Genomic DNA, 16,286 nt, shown 5'->3' with positions numbered 1-16,286 from the left:
AAGATGGGGCCAGCAAGTAATCATTTATCCGCAAAACTGAATAATAATAATCGAGAGCTCGAAGTCTTATTAAAAAAACAGGTATCGTTTAACTCAAAAGGCTTTTCGGCATAAGGAATAAGGCAATCAACATGACCATAAAAAAAATCGACAATTTCAACTTTCCCGTTGGTGAAGAGCAACTTAGTCAAGATGCGTATTATAAAGCATTATCAGAAGCGAGTAGTGGCTTCTACCCATTTGGTGAAAATGGCATATGGCATGGGGGCATTCATATTGATAAAGGCGTACTAAAAAAGCTGGATAATGATAATGTAGTGCGTTGTATGGCCCATGGTGAAGTGATTGCTTACCGAGTCGATAATATTTATCCTAAAATAGTGTATCAGGACAATGAACAGTTAGACGAAGCTTACCAAGACTGCCAAAAAGTGGCTTATTTTTCAACGGGCTTTACCTTAGTCAGACACCAGTTACAAATGCCTAAAGTCGCAAAAGCAACCGACACGCCACCCTCAATAACCTTATACAGTTTATATATGCATCAACTCGATTGGTATGGTTATCAGCAAAAAGAACAAGAAAGCGATAGTCAGGTTACTTATCCCCATTATTGGCAAGCGAAAGCCGGAGAAGTGGATGAGAAAAACGCAGACACCATTGCTGGCAGCGTGATACGCGAAAATGGAAAAAACACAAAGGTTGTGGGGTTATTGCTTAAAGGCAGTAAAGTTCGTTTAGGTGAACAAAAAAGCGGTATGTCTGGTTGGTATAAAATTGTGTCGATAACCGCAGGGGCGGTGGTAACACCAGACGGCTTTCAACATGAATTGAGCAATATTACGGGTTATGTTTGGCATAAAGATATTGGCACAACAGCAAATGATAGACCGACAGGAAAAACCGCAGAAACCAATAAGGATTATGAAATCTGTCGAGAAGATAATAAAAAGGTGGGCAAACCAGAAGTAGAAATCAAAGGGATTGCTATCTATGGCACTGCGAATGACAGCCAAAAGTTAACTTATTTGCCAAAAACGGCGACTTTTGAATTTGATGGGCAAGAAAATGGTTATGCTAAAATCTGTAAAATTGGTAATTGTACTGTTCCGGCAGTTTTGGTTGTTGAAAATGGTGGGGATGAAGCGCCACATAAGGGGTATGTCAAATTAACCTCACTGATAGTGACCCAACTTAAACCTGAAAAATTAGATAAAGTGGTGGTATTAAAAGCGCCTGTGCCAATCGATAAAGGCGACTTTATAGGTTACATCGGCCATAATGTCAGCCAATCCGAACGTTTTGACGAGCCTAAAGTTGCCCCATTATCTACGATGAAACGTGCATTAGACAAGCAATTACCGCCAATGGCACACATTGAATTATTGACTTGTGATGATTTGCCCGCGTTTATCACTAAAACCCGCTCCTTAGCGGACAAGCTTCCAGAAAGTGAAAAGACAATCATATTAGTTGAAAAAGAGGCCAGATTAATTCAGCCCTCAGCAGATAGCTATTTAAACAGTGGCATAGGGATTCATTTTATAGATAGCAGTAACTATTACTATGTTAAAATCAAACCGGAATATACCTTTAGTATACCATTGATATATTTTGACGCTTCACGACAGTCTTCATTCAATACGCCGTTAGGCGGTGGGATTAATGGGATTAACGGTGAAACGCAAAACACCATACCGCAAAAACAATGGTACCGTTTAACGCAAACAGATAAAGCGCGGTTGATTGATATTAACCGCTTTCTTTATCCTGAACTAACCTTAAATGACATCCCCACTGAAGTTGAGCTAGTGAGTAGTGGCGTGCCACAGATAACGCTACCGGGTGTCTACTCTGAGCCGACCGATGATAATAAAGGTTGCTTTACAATTCGTTTTATTGTTGAGGATAAGCATTACTGGATAGACGCTAATGAAGTCTCCCACCTTGGCCGGCAATCTGGGCAATTAAGTCAAAAACTCGCTTATTGGAAAAAATTTCCATTATCGTTAGATAATTTACCCAAAGCAACCGAAAGCAACACTGTCTACTTTCCACGCACAATATTACTTGACACATCGGGGGATGAGAGTTTAATGGCGGTCGATGATGCTAACCCTGATTCGGTATGGCGTTATATTCAGGCATTGAATCGACAAGGGGTACTGATACAAGGTTGGGTAAACATTACAGCAGGCGCACAAGCGCATATCAAATTGGTTTCTCCATGGTATTGGCCTGAATTTAAAACAGTAGAAGAGAAGGCGACGGTAGGTGAATTATCCAATAAGATTAGTAAGAATAAAGTGGCGAAATTGGATTTAGAAGATTACACGCCAGCGATGAAGGAATTACATCAAATCTTAACGGGAACTTTGCGTTATTCCAATCAGCGAAAAAAAACACACTTACCTTCTTTTACGGATAACTATTTAAAGGAAGGTCTACGCCGAAGTTGGGCCGCAGAGCGGATAGGGCATTTACTGGTCAAATATGAAAGTGAATGGTATGCCGATGAAGCATTAAGTAAATGGAATGAGATAGATGAGCTGTTTGAAGAAGAAAAGCAACAAAAAAAAGAGTCTATTGAAACGATATTAGATAAAATCGGCATAATCGAGCCCTATCATCGAGACTTTGCCATGAAAAAAGTGGACGAAGCCCTTGAGCATGTCAAATCAAACTGGCAACTTGAAAAAGAGCAACGCATTAAACCGTCACTGTGGTGGAAAGAAGTGGCACAGGCACAAGCTCAAAACCCAACCGCAAACACTGATGCCAATACGCCTAAACTGTCCAATCTATCCGCAGACGGCAAGGCGTGGTTTATTCATCCCGTGGCGATGATAGATTATTTTAATGTTATTAAAACTAGAACAACATTTGATGAAAAATATATCCCAGAAGATAATGAGGTTTATATAAATGTCATTGTACCTTCGCACCGTGGATTAGAGGGGCCTTTAATTGTATTTGATAGAAGTGAAATTTATTTTAAAACTCATGCACTTTGTCTTGGGACTAGTACGAATCGTACAAAAGCAAGTGGAGATGGCGATACACCTACTGGTAGGACAAAGACAACATATTATCCAAATAGGCATAAAGGTGAATGGAGTTTTGGTAATTATGGATTTATTGAACTAATCGGAGATAGTGGTGAATTTTTAACTGCAACTAAAAATGGACGAGATGGAATAGGCATACATTCTGGGCATACTTCAGGGTATTATAGAAAATCTTTGGAAGATTTAGGTAATCTTATGAACACTCATGGGTGTATTCGGGTTTATAATGAAGCAATGAAAGAGTTAGGGGCTTTGTATACTAGGTTAAAAAGTGAAGGTAAAACAATATATTGTTACATAGAAGATTATGTTGGAGATATAAAAGATGTTTATGAATATTATGGTTTAGCTCCCGATCCTAAAGACACTGTAAGAAAAGGGAGAGTAAAAACACAATGATTCTAAATAAAATCCCCTGTTTTGTTTTTTTTGCTTTTTTTACGTTAATAGTTTCAGCTCAAACTGAAAAAGAAGAGTTAGATCAATTAATGCATATATGGGCAGAAAGAGATTTTGCCGAAGAAGTCAGTATAGTTTCTGACTTTTTGAAAAGCAAAGGTTATAAAATTCCTAGCGAAAAGAGCTTTAAACAAAGAAGTTTAGATTATTTTGGTATTGATGTGGATACAATAACATTTGATTGTCAATATATGATTAGTAAATATGATTATAGCTGTTTTACTAAGAATGGACGTTTTTTACTAACATACACAGAATCATTTCTGATGAGTGAATACAAAGGATTTGATGTTCCGCTTACTCCTAAGCAGGGTTTAGAGTTATTAAATAGCCCTAATAATGAGTATTCTCCTCATCTTATTGCTTATAATAAATTACTTTTTAATGATAATACTGATACTTTTGTAAAAAACTATTTTTTATCAAATCGGAAAAATTCGTTGCAAGAAGTTGTGATTTATTTCAATTATGAAAAAAATAGTTTGTTATATGAGGTCTCATTACCTGTATGGGATGACGATCTGAGAAATATGTGGCATTTCATTTTTTATAACAATTCACAAAAAGGATATCGGAAACGTTTATTAAATGATTTGTATATACAATCGGGAGAACATGTTATTTCAATTTTATTAAAAGATTTGTCCGATAATTGGTATATTTATCCAACAGGCATTCCTATTTCAGAAAATAAAAAAATTACGATTACCTCAGCATCACAAGATAAAGCTTTATTGCATCTGATTAAATTACAAAGTCAGCATCAGAGCGAGGAAACAAGTTTAACCGATAGCCAACGTAAAGCCTACCAATACCTGATTAATTTTTACGAAATAGATAATAAACTTGAATCAAGGCTTAAGGAAAATAATTTTTATAATATGGGGTTAAAAGTATCCGCTGAAGAACAAAAAGTCATTTCGGAAAGTAAAAACACACTAATAGAAAATCACTATATTACGAAATCAAATGATAATTATATTAATTTCCGCAGCCAACCAAATTCTAAAGCACCGATTATAAATAAATTATTAAATGATATAGATCTTATCAAAATTAATGTACAAGGTGAATGGTTATATGTCAAATTAAAGGATTCCCCCTCCATAAAGGGTTATGTTCATCTTAGTCAATTAGAATATAACGATAATAATTGAATGCATGTATCAATAAACATGATTAACTAGGTTAAATAATAATGATTAACAAAATAGGAAAGAAACTTATTATAGTTCTCGCTCTTTTTTCAATAAATGTGTTGGCTGATACAGAATCAGAGTTTGCATCAGCTAATTATTCAGATAAAACTATAAATATGATTTCAAAAATGCTTCAGCAAGAACATTATCAACTAATTAATTTAGAAGAATTTAAACAAAAAATTGATGATTATTTTGGTTCAGATACTGGCCTCAGCAAGAATAAAAATATTTGTCAAACATATACAGGTGAAGATAACTATTATGGCATAACAAATAATGGTAAATTTATTTATTCTTGCTTATTAACGAATTCATTTGCGAATGGAATATTAGATAATTCAAATAATAAATATGTTCAACAGTTAGTTGCTTATAATAAACTACTTTTTAATGATGATGATTCTGCTAAAAAATATATATTAAATCATAAGTATGATTATTTACCTGAAATCGTGATTAACTTTAATTATGAAAATGATGCTTTACTCTATGAAACAGCTGTTGTGAATCCATATATTTCCGACGAGTATAAATGGCATTTTTTATTTTATAATAACGAATTAAAAGGGTACAGAAAGCGTTTTTTAAATGACATGCTATTGGATAAAGCTTATTTTCGTGGTTTATTGATATCTTTATTTGTTAATTGGAATGTTGAACATAAAGACATTGGTATACAAGGGAAAAAGGTAAGAATCCCACAATCTACTAAAGATAAAGTATTAATTCATTTAATTAAATATCGTAGTCAGCTACAAAATAATGGTGAAACTTTAGAACGTAGCCAACACTTAGCCTATCAATACTTGACGGATTTTTTTAACAAAGATAACCAGTTAAAAGAGAGATTAGAGAAGAATGAATATTATAACATGGGTATAACTGTTTTAGAGGATAAAAAAAAAGTAATTTCCTATAGTCATGATGAATTATTGGAAAATCACTATTATACAAAGTCTTCAGAAAAAGTTGTTAACTTATTAAATAAGCCAGATATAAAATCTTCTATTATCATGACACTACCGAATAAAACTGATGTGATCAAGTTATATTCGAAATTTATTGATAGAGAAAAAAAACAAGAATGGTTATATGTTGGTTTAGCTAATGATAGAACTACAACGGGGTATATACATCTTAGCCAATTAGAATTTAAGGATAAACATTTCTAATAAATTGTTGTAGTTATAGGCTAGCGATAGATATTAAAGCAATTTTAGGGGGGGATTTCCCCATGGCACTGGCCTGGGTTTGAAACGATAGAAGAAAAAGCCTCGATAAGTGAATTATCTAACAAGATTGGCAAAAATAAAGTGGCGAAATTGGATTTAGAAGATTACACGCCAGCGATGAAGGAATTACATCAAATCTTAACGGGAACTTTGCGTTATTCCAATCAGCGAAAAAAAACACACTTACCTTCTTTTACGGATAACTATTTAAAGGAAGGTCTACGCCGAAGCTGGGCCGCAGAGCGGATAGGGCATTTACTGGTCAAATATGAAAGTGAATGGTATGCCGATGAAGCATTAAGTAAATGGAATGAGATAGATGAGCTGTTTGAAGAAGAAAAGCAACAACAAAAAGAGCTTATTGAAGCGGAATTAGATAAAAACGGCATAACCGAGCCCTATCATCGAGACTTTGCCATGAAAAAATTGGACGAAGCCCTCGAGCATGTCAAATCAAACTGGCAACTTGAAAAAGAGCAACGCATTAAACCGTCACTGTGGTGGAAAGAAGTGGCACAGGCACAAGCTCAAAACCCAACCGCAAACACTGATGCCAATACCCCTAAACTGTCCAATCTATCCGCAGATGGTAAGGCATGGTTTATTCATCCGGTGGCGATGATAGATTATTTCCAAGAAGAAAAAATAGATATTATTGTGTTTTATATTTATTTAGATGGTCGAATACAAAAGTATATACCACCATTTATTAAAGATGAGAATCAAAATAAGTATCGCTATGTCATTGTCGATGGACAAGATAACAGGTATAAGGTTTGTGATTTGGAATATATCAAAATTAAAGAAAAAGTTTCAGAGGGAATTACTCCTAATAAACCAAAAAATCATTTTAAACCAGGCCCTAATGATAGTGCTTCAGATGTAAACGATGGTGATACTAAATATCGAATTATTTATGCCAATGGAAAAATCGCTGAATGGGGTAAACATGATAAATATTATAAAAAGGAAAAGGTTGTTGATAAAAACTCATGGCGAGTTTTTGGTGTAACCGGCAATGAGGTAGAGTTGATAAGAATGCCTGATTCATTAAATAAGCAATATGGTGATTTAAAGATTGAATATAGTTTCCATAATACAAAGCGCCGTTACGCCAATCCATCCTTGTTTGCTGCCATGTTGGGGAGTTTAGCTGTTTATAAAAAAGCAGTTATCTCCACAGGTAGTGCTTTTCAATGGGGATCTTGTTTTCCAAGTACATTGCATATTAATGGTATGGCTATTGACTTTGAGTATAAATCAAAAAACAACCAAGGTGGTTATTATTCTCATTCTTCTCAACAATATAAAGACGATTTAGCCTTTTTGAAGGCGATGTTACTATTTTTTGTTAAGGTTCGGGTTGGAAAGGATGATCATTTTAAAGAGTTTAGACAATTATCTGGTGTTATAGACGGAGGTGAATTACATGACTCGCACTTTCATGCTGACTTTTCACTCACTAAAATTGAAGAAATTAAGGAATAAATTATGAGACATTTATTTTATATCGGTATTATTTTTTCTTTCTTTAGTACATGCTGCTACAGCCAACAATTTAATATAGAAAAAAAATATCGAGGCAATTCATTTCTCAATAAAGTAGATATGCAAAAATTAGAAAAAGATTGCTCACGTGAAGACTATATAAATTCTGATTATTCCATACAAGTAGAAATGGATAAACGTTGTCCATTATATAAATTTGGTAATTATTTTGATCATGTTTTTGATTCGGTTGATAAAAGTAAGGTGATCTATCAAAAAAATGGTTTAACCCTAAAATTAAGCAAAGAAGCTTTTAGCCTCGTGGATGAGGATAATTATTCTGGCACTAAATTGACTTTATCTTTAATTCAAAATAATGAAATTAAAGATAAAATAACGCTTGCTAATACTTTTACGAATATAACGAATTTTCTTGCTGTTGGTTATCGATATTACTATATTGCACCAAGTGGTGATATTTATACTTTATCCTTAATTGAAATGGATGATGGAGCCGGTCCTCAAACTTGGAAGCATTATAAAATTGATGAAAAAAAATTAAAATTTAATTTATTACAGATATATGGTCGTCGAATTCAAACCTCTTATCCTGACGATTTCAGCGTAGTACCTAACCCTGATGATATTATCGATTATAACAGTAGTAAATTTTTGGAATGTTTAAATGATGAAACTAAAGAAGGATGTGATGTCGAGGATCTTTATTTTTATTATTTAGAGTTATTAAAACAAAAAACAACGTTATTAGTTAAAAAGAAGAACAAGCCAAAAGATAGCCTACCATTAATTAAAAAAAAGATAGATAAACTATGTTTAAGTAAAAATAGTCTATTGGATTTGGATGACAATATATTTTCTTATTATCCTATAGAAATCTTTTTATGTGAAATAAAAGAATTAAAGCAAGAAATCAAACAAGCTGAAATAAATCTAGCAAAATAGGATCAATTTAAAACAAATAAATAGTTTGTAACCATGTTAGAGAGTTTAGCTTTTTATAAAAAAGCAGTTATCTCCACAGGTAGTGCTTTTCAATGGGGCTCTTGTTTTCCAAGTACATTGCATATTAACGGTATGGCTATTGACTTTGAAATACAGTTCGAAAAAGAGTAATGGTGGTTATTACGGTCATTCTAAAATTGAAGAAATTAAGGAATAACTTATGAGACATTTATTTTATATCGGTATTATTTTTTCTTTCTTTAGTACATGTTGCTACAGCCAACAATTTAATATAGAAAAAAAATATCGAGGCAATTCATTTCTCAATAAAGTAGATATGCAAAAATTAGAAAAAGATTGCTCACGTGAAGACTATATAAATTCTGATTATTCCATACAAGTTGAAATGGATAAACGTTGTCCATTATATAAATTTGGTAATTATTTTGATCATGTTCTTGATTCGGTTGATAAAAGTAAGGTGATCTATCAAAAAAATGGTTTAACCCTAAAATTAAGCAAAGAAGGGGTTAGTTTCGTGGAGGGAGGAGATGATTATTCTGGTGCTAAATTGACTTTATCTTTAATTCAAAATAATGAAATTAAAGATAAAATAACGCTTGCTAATACTTTTACGAATATAACTAATTTTCTTGCTGTTGGTTATCAATATTATTATATTGCACCAAGTGGTGATATTTATACTTTATCCTTATTTGAAATGGATAATGGAGTTGGCCCTCAAACTTGGAAGCATTATAAAATTGATGAGAAAAAATTAAAATTTGATTTATTACAGATATATTACGGTAGCTATCAAATTACTTATCCTGATGATTTCAGTGTAGTACCTAACCCTGATGATATTATCGATTATAACAGCAGTGAATTTTTGGAATGTTTAAATGATGAAACTGACGAAAAATGTAATACAGAGCATCTTTATTTTTATTATTTAGAGTTATTAAAACAAAAAACAACGTTATTAGTTAAAAAGAAGAACGCGCCAAAAGATAACCTCCCATTAATTAAGAAAAAGATAGATAAACTATGTTTAAGTAAATATAGCATATTATATGACGATATAAATTCTTATTACCCTACAGAAGTCTTTTTATGTGAGATAAAAGAATTAAAGCAAGAAATCAAACAAGCTGAAATAAATCTAGCAAAATAGGATCAATTTAAAACAAATAAATAGTTTGTAATATGCAATTATATTACGCCGATGAGGCATTAAGTAAATGGAATGAGATAGATGAGCTGTTTGAAGAAGAAAAGCAACAAAAAAAAGAGTCTATTGAAGTGATATTATATAAAATAGGCACAATCGAGCCCTATCATCGAGACTTTGCCATGAAAAAATTGGACGAAGCCCACGAGCATGTCAAATCAAACTGGCAACTTGAAAAAGAGCAACGCATTAAACCGTCACTGTGGTGGAAAGAAGTGGCACAGGCACAAGCTCAAAACCCAACCGCAAACACTGATGCCAATACCCCTAAACTGTCCAATCTATCCGCAGACGGCAAGGCGTGGTTTATTCATCCGGTGGCGATGATAGATTACTTCCCTAAAAGCGAGATTCTTTTTCAGAAAGGGGATAAGCATGAGATTATTCGGGAAATTAATATCCGCCTTGCAGGTTTTGGTGGCAATGTACCAACCGATGAATTTACTGAAAGAACAGAAAAGATGATAAAACAGTTTCAACGTGATTATATGCAAGTTGAGGAAACGGGCGTTGTGGATATAAAAATTATACAAGCGATTGATAGATTTCAAGATGAGTATTCAATAGATTCATTTTTTACACAGGCTCAATGCCAATGTTCAACTTTTAAAAATCTGACTGAGCCAACTTGTAATGGTTTTGGGCTTAATAAAACTAATAATGGAAAAACAGGTGCTAATTATGCCTATGGGATTGAATATCCAGGCTTACATCGGACTTTGTTTTGGGTATTAAGAAGTATTATGTTTTATATTGATTCAGATGAACGATATCAACACTTGACTGTAGAAATCGTATCTTCTGGTTATCGATGTTGGGCTGATAATATTTATAATAATCGAAAAAGTACTAACCATATGGGTAAAGCGCTTGATATCCATGTCATTAAAAAAGAAAAAGCAAAATCTGAACACAGTAGAGATGAAAGGATCAATTGTTGTGATTTAGTTCGCGATATTTTAACTGAAAAAACAAATGCCGAATACAGATGGTTTCATTCTAATGGTATTGCTTTAGAGAATAGCTATACAAGATACCATCCAACAAGAGGACGTGACAATCAAAGTATAGCGAGTGTTTGGGCTCATTATGATGTTCGGGTTTTTGAGAGTAAATTTTTGGAAAATCAGTTTTTTGTCAAAACAGCAAAAGATATCAATGGTAAATATTTACAAGAGTTAGTTAAAAATTTAGGAAGCTAATAACATGTTTGGATTTTATTTTTATATAATAAAAAAATATATATCGTTAGCAAAACTTGTTTGTTTATTATATGTTTTTTTTAATTTTTCATATACTTATGCAAAAGATATTAATCAAGCTTATTGGGTTTTAGATAAATATATTGAAAATAATTATCTAATGAAAAAAGATAGTTATAACCCTAATTATTTGAATAATTTACGAGTTAAGTTAGTTAATAATATCATTTATATTAATAATAACCAGTATAATGTCAGCGTACATCGAACATCTGATTTATCCCAATTGCTCACAAAAAATCTAATTGAAAATCCAATTATCAACGAATTTATTTTACCGAATGGTGATGTAAATTATTTACAATTCGATGATGTTTTAGATGTTGATTTAGCTAAATTATTATTGCCAAAGCATAGATTGATTTTTGGTAATGATCAGTTATTATTTATAAATGAATCTTTTGTTGCATCTTTTTTAAAACCCCAAAACAAGTATTCATTTCAAAAATTAAGTAATAAATTTCCCTCATTAGATTTACCAATTAATTCTAAAAGATCAGCGAAATTCATTCAGGATGAGAATTATTATAATTATCCTCAAAATATATCAAGAAGTTTTGCATACTATTTAAACTTATTCGATAACGATAGTTTATATGAACAGTTAAATAATTATTTAATTGATTTAAATGGAATAAAGCTACCTCAAATTAATAATGTGATAAATCCAATTTTAATAACTGGCACACAAGAAAATGAAGAGCAAATAATTTATCTTTACCTTTTATCAGAACAATATGATTTTTTAGATAAGATAATATTAAAAAATTATTATGGCGCAACAAGAGATGAGGCAACAAATATGTATCCAGCCGGTTTTGGGGGTTACAATATAGACAAAAACTATTCCATTGAACGCCAACAACGCTTTGAAGATGAAACAATAGAAATACAACATTTTCAAATTACAAAAGAAGGAAAGTTTCAAGAAATACCGGTTACGTCTAATTGCTATAGCAAATGGGCTACTAAAGATCCAAATAAACATTCGGCTAGAAGTCTTTTGTTAACAAGTAAGCAAGCTAATAATTATTTACGTTTTGAGGGTGGTCAATTAGAAGAGCTTGATAGTGCGACATTAACTTTAAACGCTAATGAAAAAAAACTTTGTGTTAATTATCAACAAGTTTATCCGGTAAACTTTGGTAAGACTAATTCAAAACAATTTTTTGATAATGAGGCATTATATCAACAGCAAGTAGAAAATTTTAAAAAATATCACATTGATATCAGTAACGAATTGGAATATGTCACATTTGAAAATATTGATGAACTACCTATAGCTAAATTTTTATTAAATGGCAATCAAGCCATTTATATGAACAATACATTATTTATTGTAGGTAAAGATTATTTTGTGGCTTACAGACAACCAACAAAAGAGGAGTTAGTTTATACGCAATAGCACAAAGGTATTAATGATTTGCCATGAAACGAGCATTAGCAGATGGATTACTGGAAAGTGAAAAGACAATCATTTTAGTTGAAAAAGAGGCCCAATTAGTTAAAGCTGCTAAACCAGCAGGTTGTTTAAGCCCTGGCGTGGGGATTCATTTTACCGATAATACCGAAAACTACTATATTAAAATCAAGCCGGTCTATACCTTTAATCTTCCCGCAAGATTTTTTTATACTTCAAACGCGCAGTCAGTATTCGGCACGGAGATTGGCAAGGTAGTTAATGGTATTAATGGAAAAATACCGGCGAAAAAAGACGCATCGCAATCGTACACCTTAACGGCGAGCGAGAAAAAGTATTTAATGCTAATGTACCATTCACGTTATCCTGAATTAACCGAGGAAGATATCCCCGATAAAGTTGAGTTAGTTAGTGGCGGAAAAGAACAAGATACGAGGCTACCGAGCGTCTATTCTGAGCCCGCGAATAATGAGGATTTTTTTACAATTCGTTTTATGCTTGAAAACAAGCCGTACTGGATAGAATTAGATAATGTATTACACCTTCAAGGCGAAGATGGTCAACTCAATTCAAGCGCAAGTTATTGGCATGATTTTCCGTTATCATTAGCGAACATCCCTACTGAGGAAGACAAAAATACGGTATTAAGCTCACGCACCCTATCGCTCAATGCATTAGCGCATGACGGCTTGATAGCGATAGATGAAGACAACACAACATGGGTAAAAGTGACAGCACTGGATAAGCAAAGCCTAATGATACACGGTTGGGTCAATATAAAAGACAATGCGCAAGCACATATCAAACGGTGTAGCCCATGGCACTGGCCTGGGTTTGAAACGATAGAAGAAAAAGCCTCGATAGGTGAATTATCTAACAAGATTGGCAAAAATAAAGTGGCGAAATTGGATTTAGAAGATTACACGCCAGCGATGCACGCATTACACCAAATTTTGACAGGAACACTGATATATTCAACACAACGAAAAAAAGGTCTACCGCCACCTACTTTTACAGAAAGGGATTTAAAGGAAGCGCTACGCAGAAGTTGGGCCGCAGAGCTGATAGGGCATTTACTGGTAAAATATGAAAGTGAATGGTATGCCGATGAAGCATTAAGCAAATGGAACGAAGTTGATGAACTGTTTGAAGAAGAAAGACAACAGAAAAAAGAGATGATTGAAGCAGGCTTAAACGAGCTCGGCATCACCCAACCTTACCTACGTGATTATGTCTTCAAGTTGGTGGACGAAGCGTTTAAATATATTCAAACTAATTGGAAAATAGAAAAAGAGCAACGCATTAAACCGTCACTGTGGTGGAAAGAAGTGGCACAGGCACAAGCTCAAAACCCAACCGCAAACACTGATGCCAATACCCCTAAACTGTCCAATCTATCCGCAGACGGCAAGGCATGGTTTATTCATCCGGTGGCGATGATGGATTATTTTAATATTAGAAATACTGAAATTATTTTCCCATTAAAAGTAAAACCAATAAACAATTTTGATATGCAATTTGGTAAAAACTTTAATTGGACTAAAAATAATAATCAAACAGCATTTAGTTCATCTCGAAATGGAGGAAGAAAACATGCAGGAAGAGATTTATATACAGAACCCAAAGAAGATATTATTGCCGTCAGCGATGGAGTTGTTCTAAAAATAAACGAATTTTATTGTTATACGCACCAAATAACAGTTAAGCATCATACCAATAGTGGACGGCAATTTATTATTCGTTATGGTGAAGTAGATAAAGAAAGTATTAAGGTAAAAACTGGCGATTTTGTTAAGCAAGGCACAGTTCTTGCTAAAACTGGGCTCTTACTTAGAAACGTTAGAGCTACAGATCCCCAAAGTAGAATAATTGAGGTTAATATTGGTGGTGAAACTAAAAAAATGACACCTTTAATGGTAATAAACGGGAAAATAATATATATGTTGCATCTAGAATATTACTCTGGAAATAGTGGACTAGATCTAAAAAAATCATTAACAGATAAATCAAAAAAACCTTATGAAAGACGAGATGATTTAACAGATCCTATAGAATTATTAAAAGAAGGGTACAGTAACAGCTTTGGGGCTGACCCTGAATAATTAGGAACAAAAGTATGAAAAATATTATATTAAAAATCTTATTATTAATTTTATTATCACAAGTTGTTTATGCATCAGATTTTGATTCAAATAACAATTATTATAGATTAATCAATGAGAAATTAACTCCTGAAACAGACAAAAACATAAAAAAATCATTAAGTAATTTGATTATAGATAATCAGCAAAAGATAACATTTTTAGGTTGCGATTTTAAAGAATTAACTGGAAGTGAAGGCGATATAAATAATGAATTAAATAAACATAATTTTTTTAAAAATTATAGTGATGAATTAAAAGAATATCATCTAACCACTACTAATTTCGCTAAAATTTATACAAATGATAGAGATAGTTTATCAGAAATTTGTAACCGTAATGATTACATGAATATTATCCAACTTGATAACAATGAATTAATGGTTACTTATAAAAAACAATTAGTTTTTTACCAACGGTTACCAGAACAAGAAGAGAAAAACCTTAATAATTATTATAGTAATACAAAATGTATTGCATTAGAACAAGTTGATATGAGTTATACGGATATTTGCTATTATAACAATATGACTATTTTGGATGTTTATAATGCAATGAGTTTTGATCTTGATAAGGTATTTAGAAAGAAAATTAAAGTGGGCGAAAATTTCTCTGTTAACTATGAGGACCGAGATGTGGATATTGATTACAAATGGTATGGTAAAAATAAACTAGAAATTACTCAATATTTTCAAGGAGGCATAACAACTTATACTTTTATTTATCAGAACGGTAAAACAAAATTAATAACAGTTCTCTCTCCTGATTAATTATAAAAAATAAGAAAGATAAAACTTAGCACACATAGAACTCTTTACCTGTGATGATTTACCTGAATTTATCAATAATATCTGAGTATTAGTAGATAAATCACCGGAAAGAAAAAAGACAATTTTGTTAGTAGAATGAGACGCAAAACTAATTCAAGCATCTAAACCAACTGGTTTTTTACCAGCAAGGTCGGGGGGATAAAATTTGTCAGGGATACGAGTCATTATTACGTTAAAGTCAAACCAGAATATACATTGTGGTTATTAGCAAACACTTGATCACGTATGTAATCGTTTTAAAAGTGAAAGGTGATGATTTGCGCGCATCTCGAAACGATTATACGTTGGAGTTTTCAGGAAAAGGAAAAAATGAGTTTATACAAGCGAGCGATTTTGATATAAACAGTGATTATTTTTATATTCGATATTGCCATTTACATGAAGATCTAAAAGTATCTGGAATACAAAAAGGTACTAAAGTTAAAGCTGGTGATCATATCGGTTATACATCCGACACAGGAAATGCGAAAGGGCTTCCTAATACTCATTTACATTTAGAAATTGCTATGAATATTGATAATAATATCTCTCTAGAGAAAAATGAAAAAGATCCTCAAAAAAGAAAATTAGGCTATAAGATAAACCCTGCTTTTTTTGTCAATTTAAATCATATAGATATAGACGATCAAACAGAAGCGGTAATAAATGGTAAGAAGTATTATATTCAAAAATAAAGGTAGAAATACATGAACAGAATAAAATATTTATTAATAATAATCCTATTGCTACCGCAGTTAGCTCAATCTATCTATCGTGTATATACTGGAAATATAGGTGATAGAAAAGTAGAAATTTATATGTATGCTATCTCTGACGATGATTTTCACATTATTTGCGTTGATAATGAAACACACGAAATTACATACTTAGGATTACCTAAAAGAATAGATGATAACTATTATTTTAAAAACTATTCTATTAATTTAAAAGATAACATAAATTCGTTGATTATAAAAAACTTTGATTTTAGCGAAAATCAAACAAAAT

General features: G+C 32.4%; 13 protein-coding genes. All 13 read left to right on the top strand.

Annotated features, from left to right (window positions below):
• The first annotated feature begins 131 nt into the window (after positions 1-131).
• Complete coding sequence (locus A9G28_RS00235; protein WP_065579408.1) at positions 132-3,467, top strand: L,D-transpeptidase; 3,336 nt, start codon at positions 132-134, stop codon at positions 3,465-3,467.
• Complete coding sequence (locus A9G28_RS00230) at positions 3,464-4,684, top strand: SH3 domain-containing protein (protein WP_034948641.1); 1,221 nt, start codon at positions 3,464-3,466, stop codon at positions 4,682-4,684. The genes A9G28_RS00235 and A9G28_RS00230 overlap by 4 nt, the downstream gene beginning before the upstream one ends.
• A gap of 41 nt (positions 4,685-4,725) precedes the next feature.
• A complete protein-coding gene (locus A9G28_RS00225; RefSeq protein WP_034948638.1) occupies positions 4,726-5,901 on the top strand; it encodes a hypothetical protein in 1,176 nt (391 codons plus the stop codon).
• 141 nt (positions 5,902-6,042) lie between these two features.
• On the top strand, positions 6,043-7,449 hold the full coding sequence (locus tag A9G28_RS00220; protein ID WP_065579407.1) for a hypothetical protein: 1,407 nt from the start codon (positions 6,043-6,045) through the stop codon (positions 7,447-7,449).
• 3 nt (positions 7,450-7,452) lie between these two features.
• Positions 7,453-8,412, top strand: a complete 960-nt coding sequence (locus tag A9G28_RS00215) for a hypothetical protein (protein WP_065579406.1) — start codon at positions 7,453-7,455, stop codon at positions 8,410-8,412.
• A gap of 33 nt (positions 8,413-8,445) precedes the next feature.
• Positions 8,446-8,583 carry a hypothetical protein gene (locus A9G28_RS13460; protein WP_176702093.1) on the top strand — a complete coding sequence of 46 codons (138 nt, stop codon included), beginning with the start codon at positions 8,446-8,448 and terminating at the stop codon, positions 8,581-8,583.
• Positions 8,584-8,632: 49 nt separating this feature from the next.
• Positions 8,633-9,589, top strand: a complete 957-nt coding sequence (locus A9G28_RS00210; protein WP_065579405.1) for a hypothetical protein — start codon at positions 8,633-8,635, stop codon at positions 9,587-9,589.
• Between the two features lie 32 nt (positions 9,590-9,621).
• The gene (locus A9G28_RS00205) at positions 9,622-10,848 is read left to right on the top strand and encodes a peptidoglycan-binding domain-containing protein (protein WP_065579404.1); all 1,227 of its coding nucleotides are present in this window, start codon (positions 9,622-9,624) and stop codon (positions 10,846-10,848) included.
• Between the two features lie 4 nt (positions 10,849-10,852).
• Positions 10,853-12,313 (top strand): hypothetical protein, encoded by a 1,461-nt coding sequence (locus tag A9G28_RS00200; RefSeq protein WP_065579403.1) that lies wholly within the window; start codon positions 10,853-10,855, stop codon positions 12,311-12,313.
• A 23-nt stretch (positions 12,314-12,336) separates the two neighbouring features.
• On the top strand, positions 12,337-14,430 hold the full coding sequence (locus A9G28_RS00195; protein ID WP_065579402.1) for a M23 family metallopeptidase: 2,094 nt from the start codon (positions 12,337-12,339) through the stop codon (positions 14,428-14,430).
• A 14-nt stretch (positions 14,431-14,444) separates the two neighbouring features.
• Positions 14,445-15,239 carry a hypothetical protein gene (locus tag A9G28_RS00190; protein ID WP_065568032.1) on the top strand — a complete coding sequence of 265 codons (795 nt, stop codon included), beginning with the start codon at positions 14,445-14,447 and terminating at the stop codon, positions 15,237-15,239.
• A 302-nt stretch (positions 15,240-15,541) separates the two neighbouring features.
• Complete coding sequence (locus A9G28_RS00185) at positions 15,542-15,973, top strand: M23 family metallopeptidase (protein WP_218057296.1); 432 nt, start codon at positions 15,542-15,544, stop codon at positions 15,971-15,973.
• A 12-nt stretch (positions 15,974-15,985) separates the two neighbouring features.
• Positions 15,986-16,286: hypothetical protein (locus tag A9G28_RS00180; protein WP_141674645.1), on the top strand; the 301-nt coding region annotated here is incomplete at its 3' end.

This window comes from Gilliamella sp. Fer1-1 (assembly GCF_001690825.1).
GTDB lineage: Bacteria > Pseudomonadota > Gammaproteobacteria > Enterobacterales > Orbaceae > Gilliamella > Gilliamella apicola_C.
Note: the sequence above shows the minus strand (reverse complement) of the source record. Positions and strands in the feature narration are given on the sequence as shown.

Excerpts from the sequence above, each read along its gene's own strand:
- A9G28_RS00215 (WP_065579406.1), top strand. The coding sequence starts at position 7,453 with ATGAGACATTTATTTTATATCGGTATTATTTTTTCTTTCTTTAGTACA.
- A9G28_RS00235 (WP_065579408.1), top strand. The coding sequence starts at position 132 with ATGACCATAAAAAAAATCGACAATTTCAACTTTCCCGTTGGTGAAGAG.
- A9G28_RS00200 (WP_065579403.1), top strand. The coding sequence starts at position 10,853 with ATGTTTGGATTTTATTTTTATATAATAAAAAAATATATATCGTTAGCA.
- A9G28_RS00205 (WP_065579404.1), top strand. The coding sequence starts at position 9,622 with ATGCAATTATATTACGCCGATGAGGCATTAAGTAAATGGAATGAGATA.
- A9G28_RS00210 (WP_065579405.1), top strand. The coding sequence starts at position 8,633 with ATGAGACATTTATTTTATATCGGTATTATTTTTTCTTTCTTTAGTACA.
- A9G28_RS13460 (WP_176702093.1), top strand. The coding sequence starts at position 8,446 with ATGTTAGAGAGTTTAGCTTTTTATAAAAAAGCAGTTATCTCCACAGGT.
- A9G28_RS00225 (WP_034948638.1), top strand. The coding sequence starts at position 4,726 with ATGATTAACAAAATAGGAAAGAAACTTATTATAGTTCTCGCTCTTTTT.
- A9G28_RS00195 (WP_065579402.1), top strand. The coding sequence starts at position 12,337 with ATGAAACGAGCATTAGCAGATGGATTACTGGAAAGTGAAAAGACAATC.
- A9G28_RS00190 (WP_065568032.1), top strand. The coding sequence starts at position 14,445 with ATGAAAAATATTATATTAAAAATCTTATTATTAATTTTATTATCACAA.
- A9G28_RS00230 (WP_034948641.1), top strand. The coding sequence starts at position 3,464 with ATGATTCTAAATAAAATCCCCTGTTTTGTTTTTTTTGCTTTTTTTACG.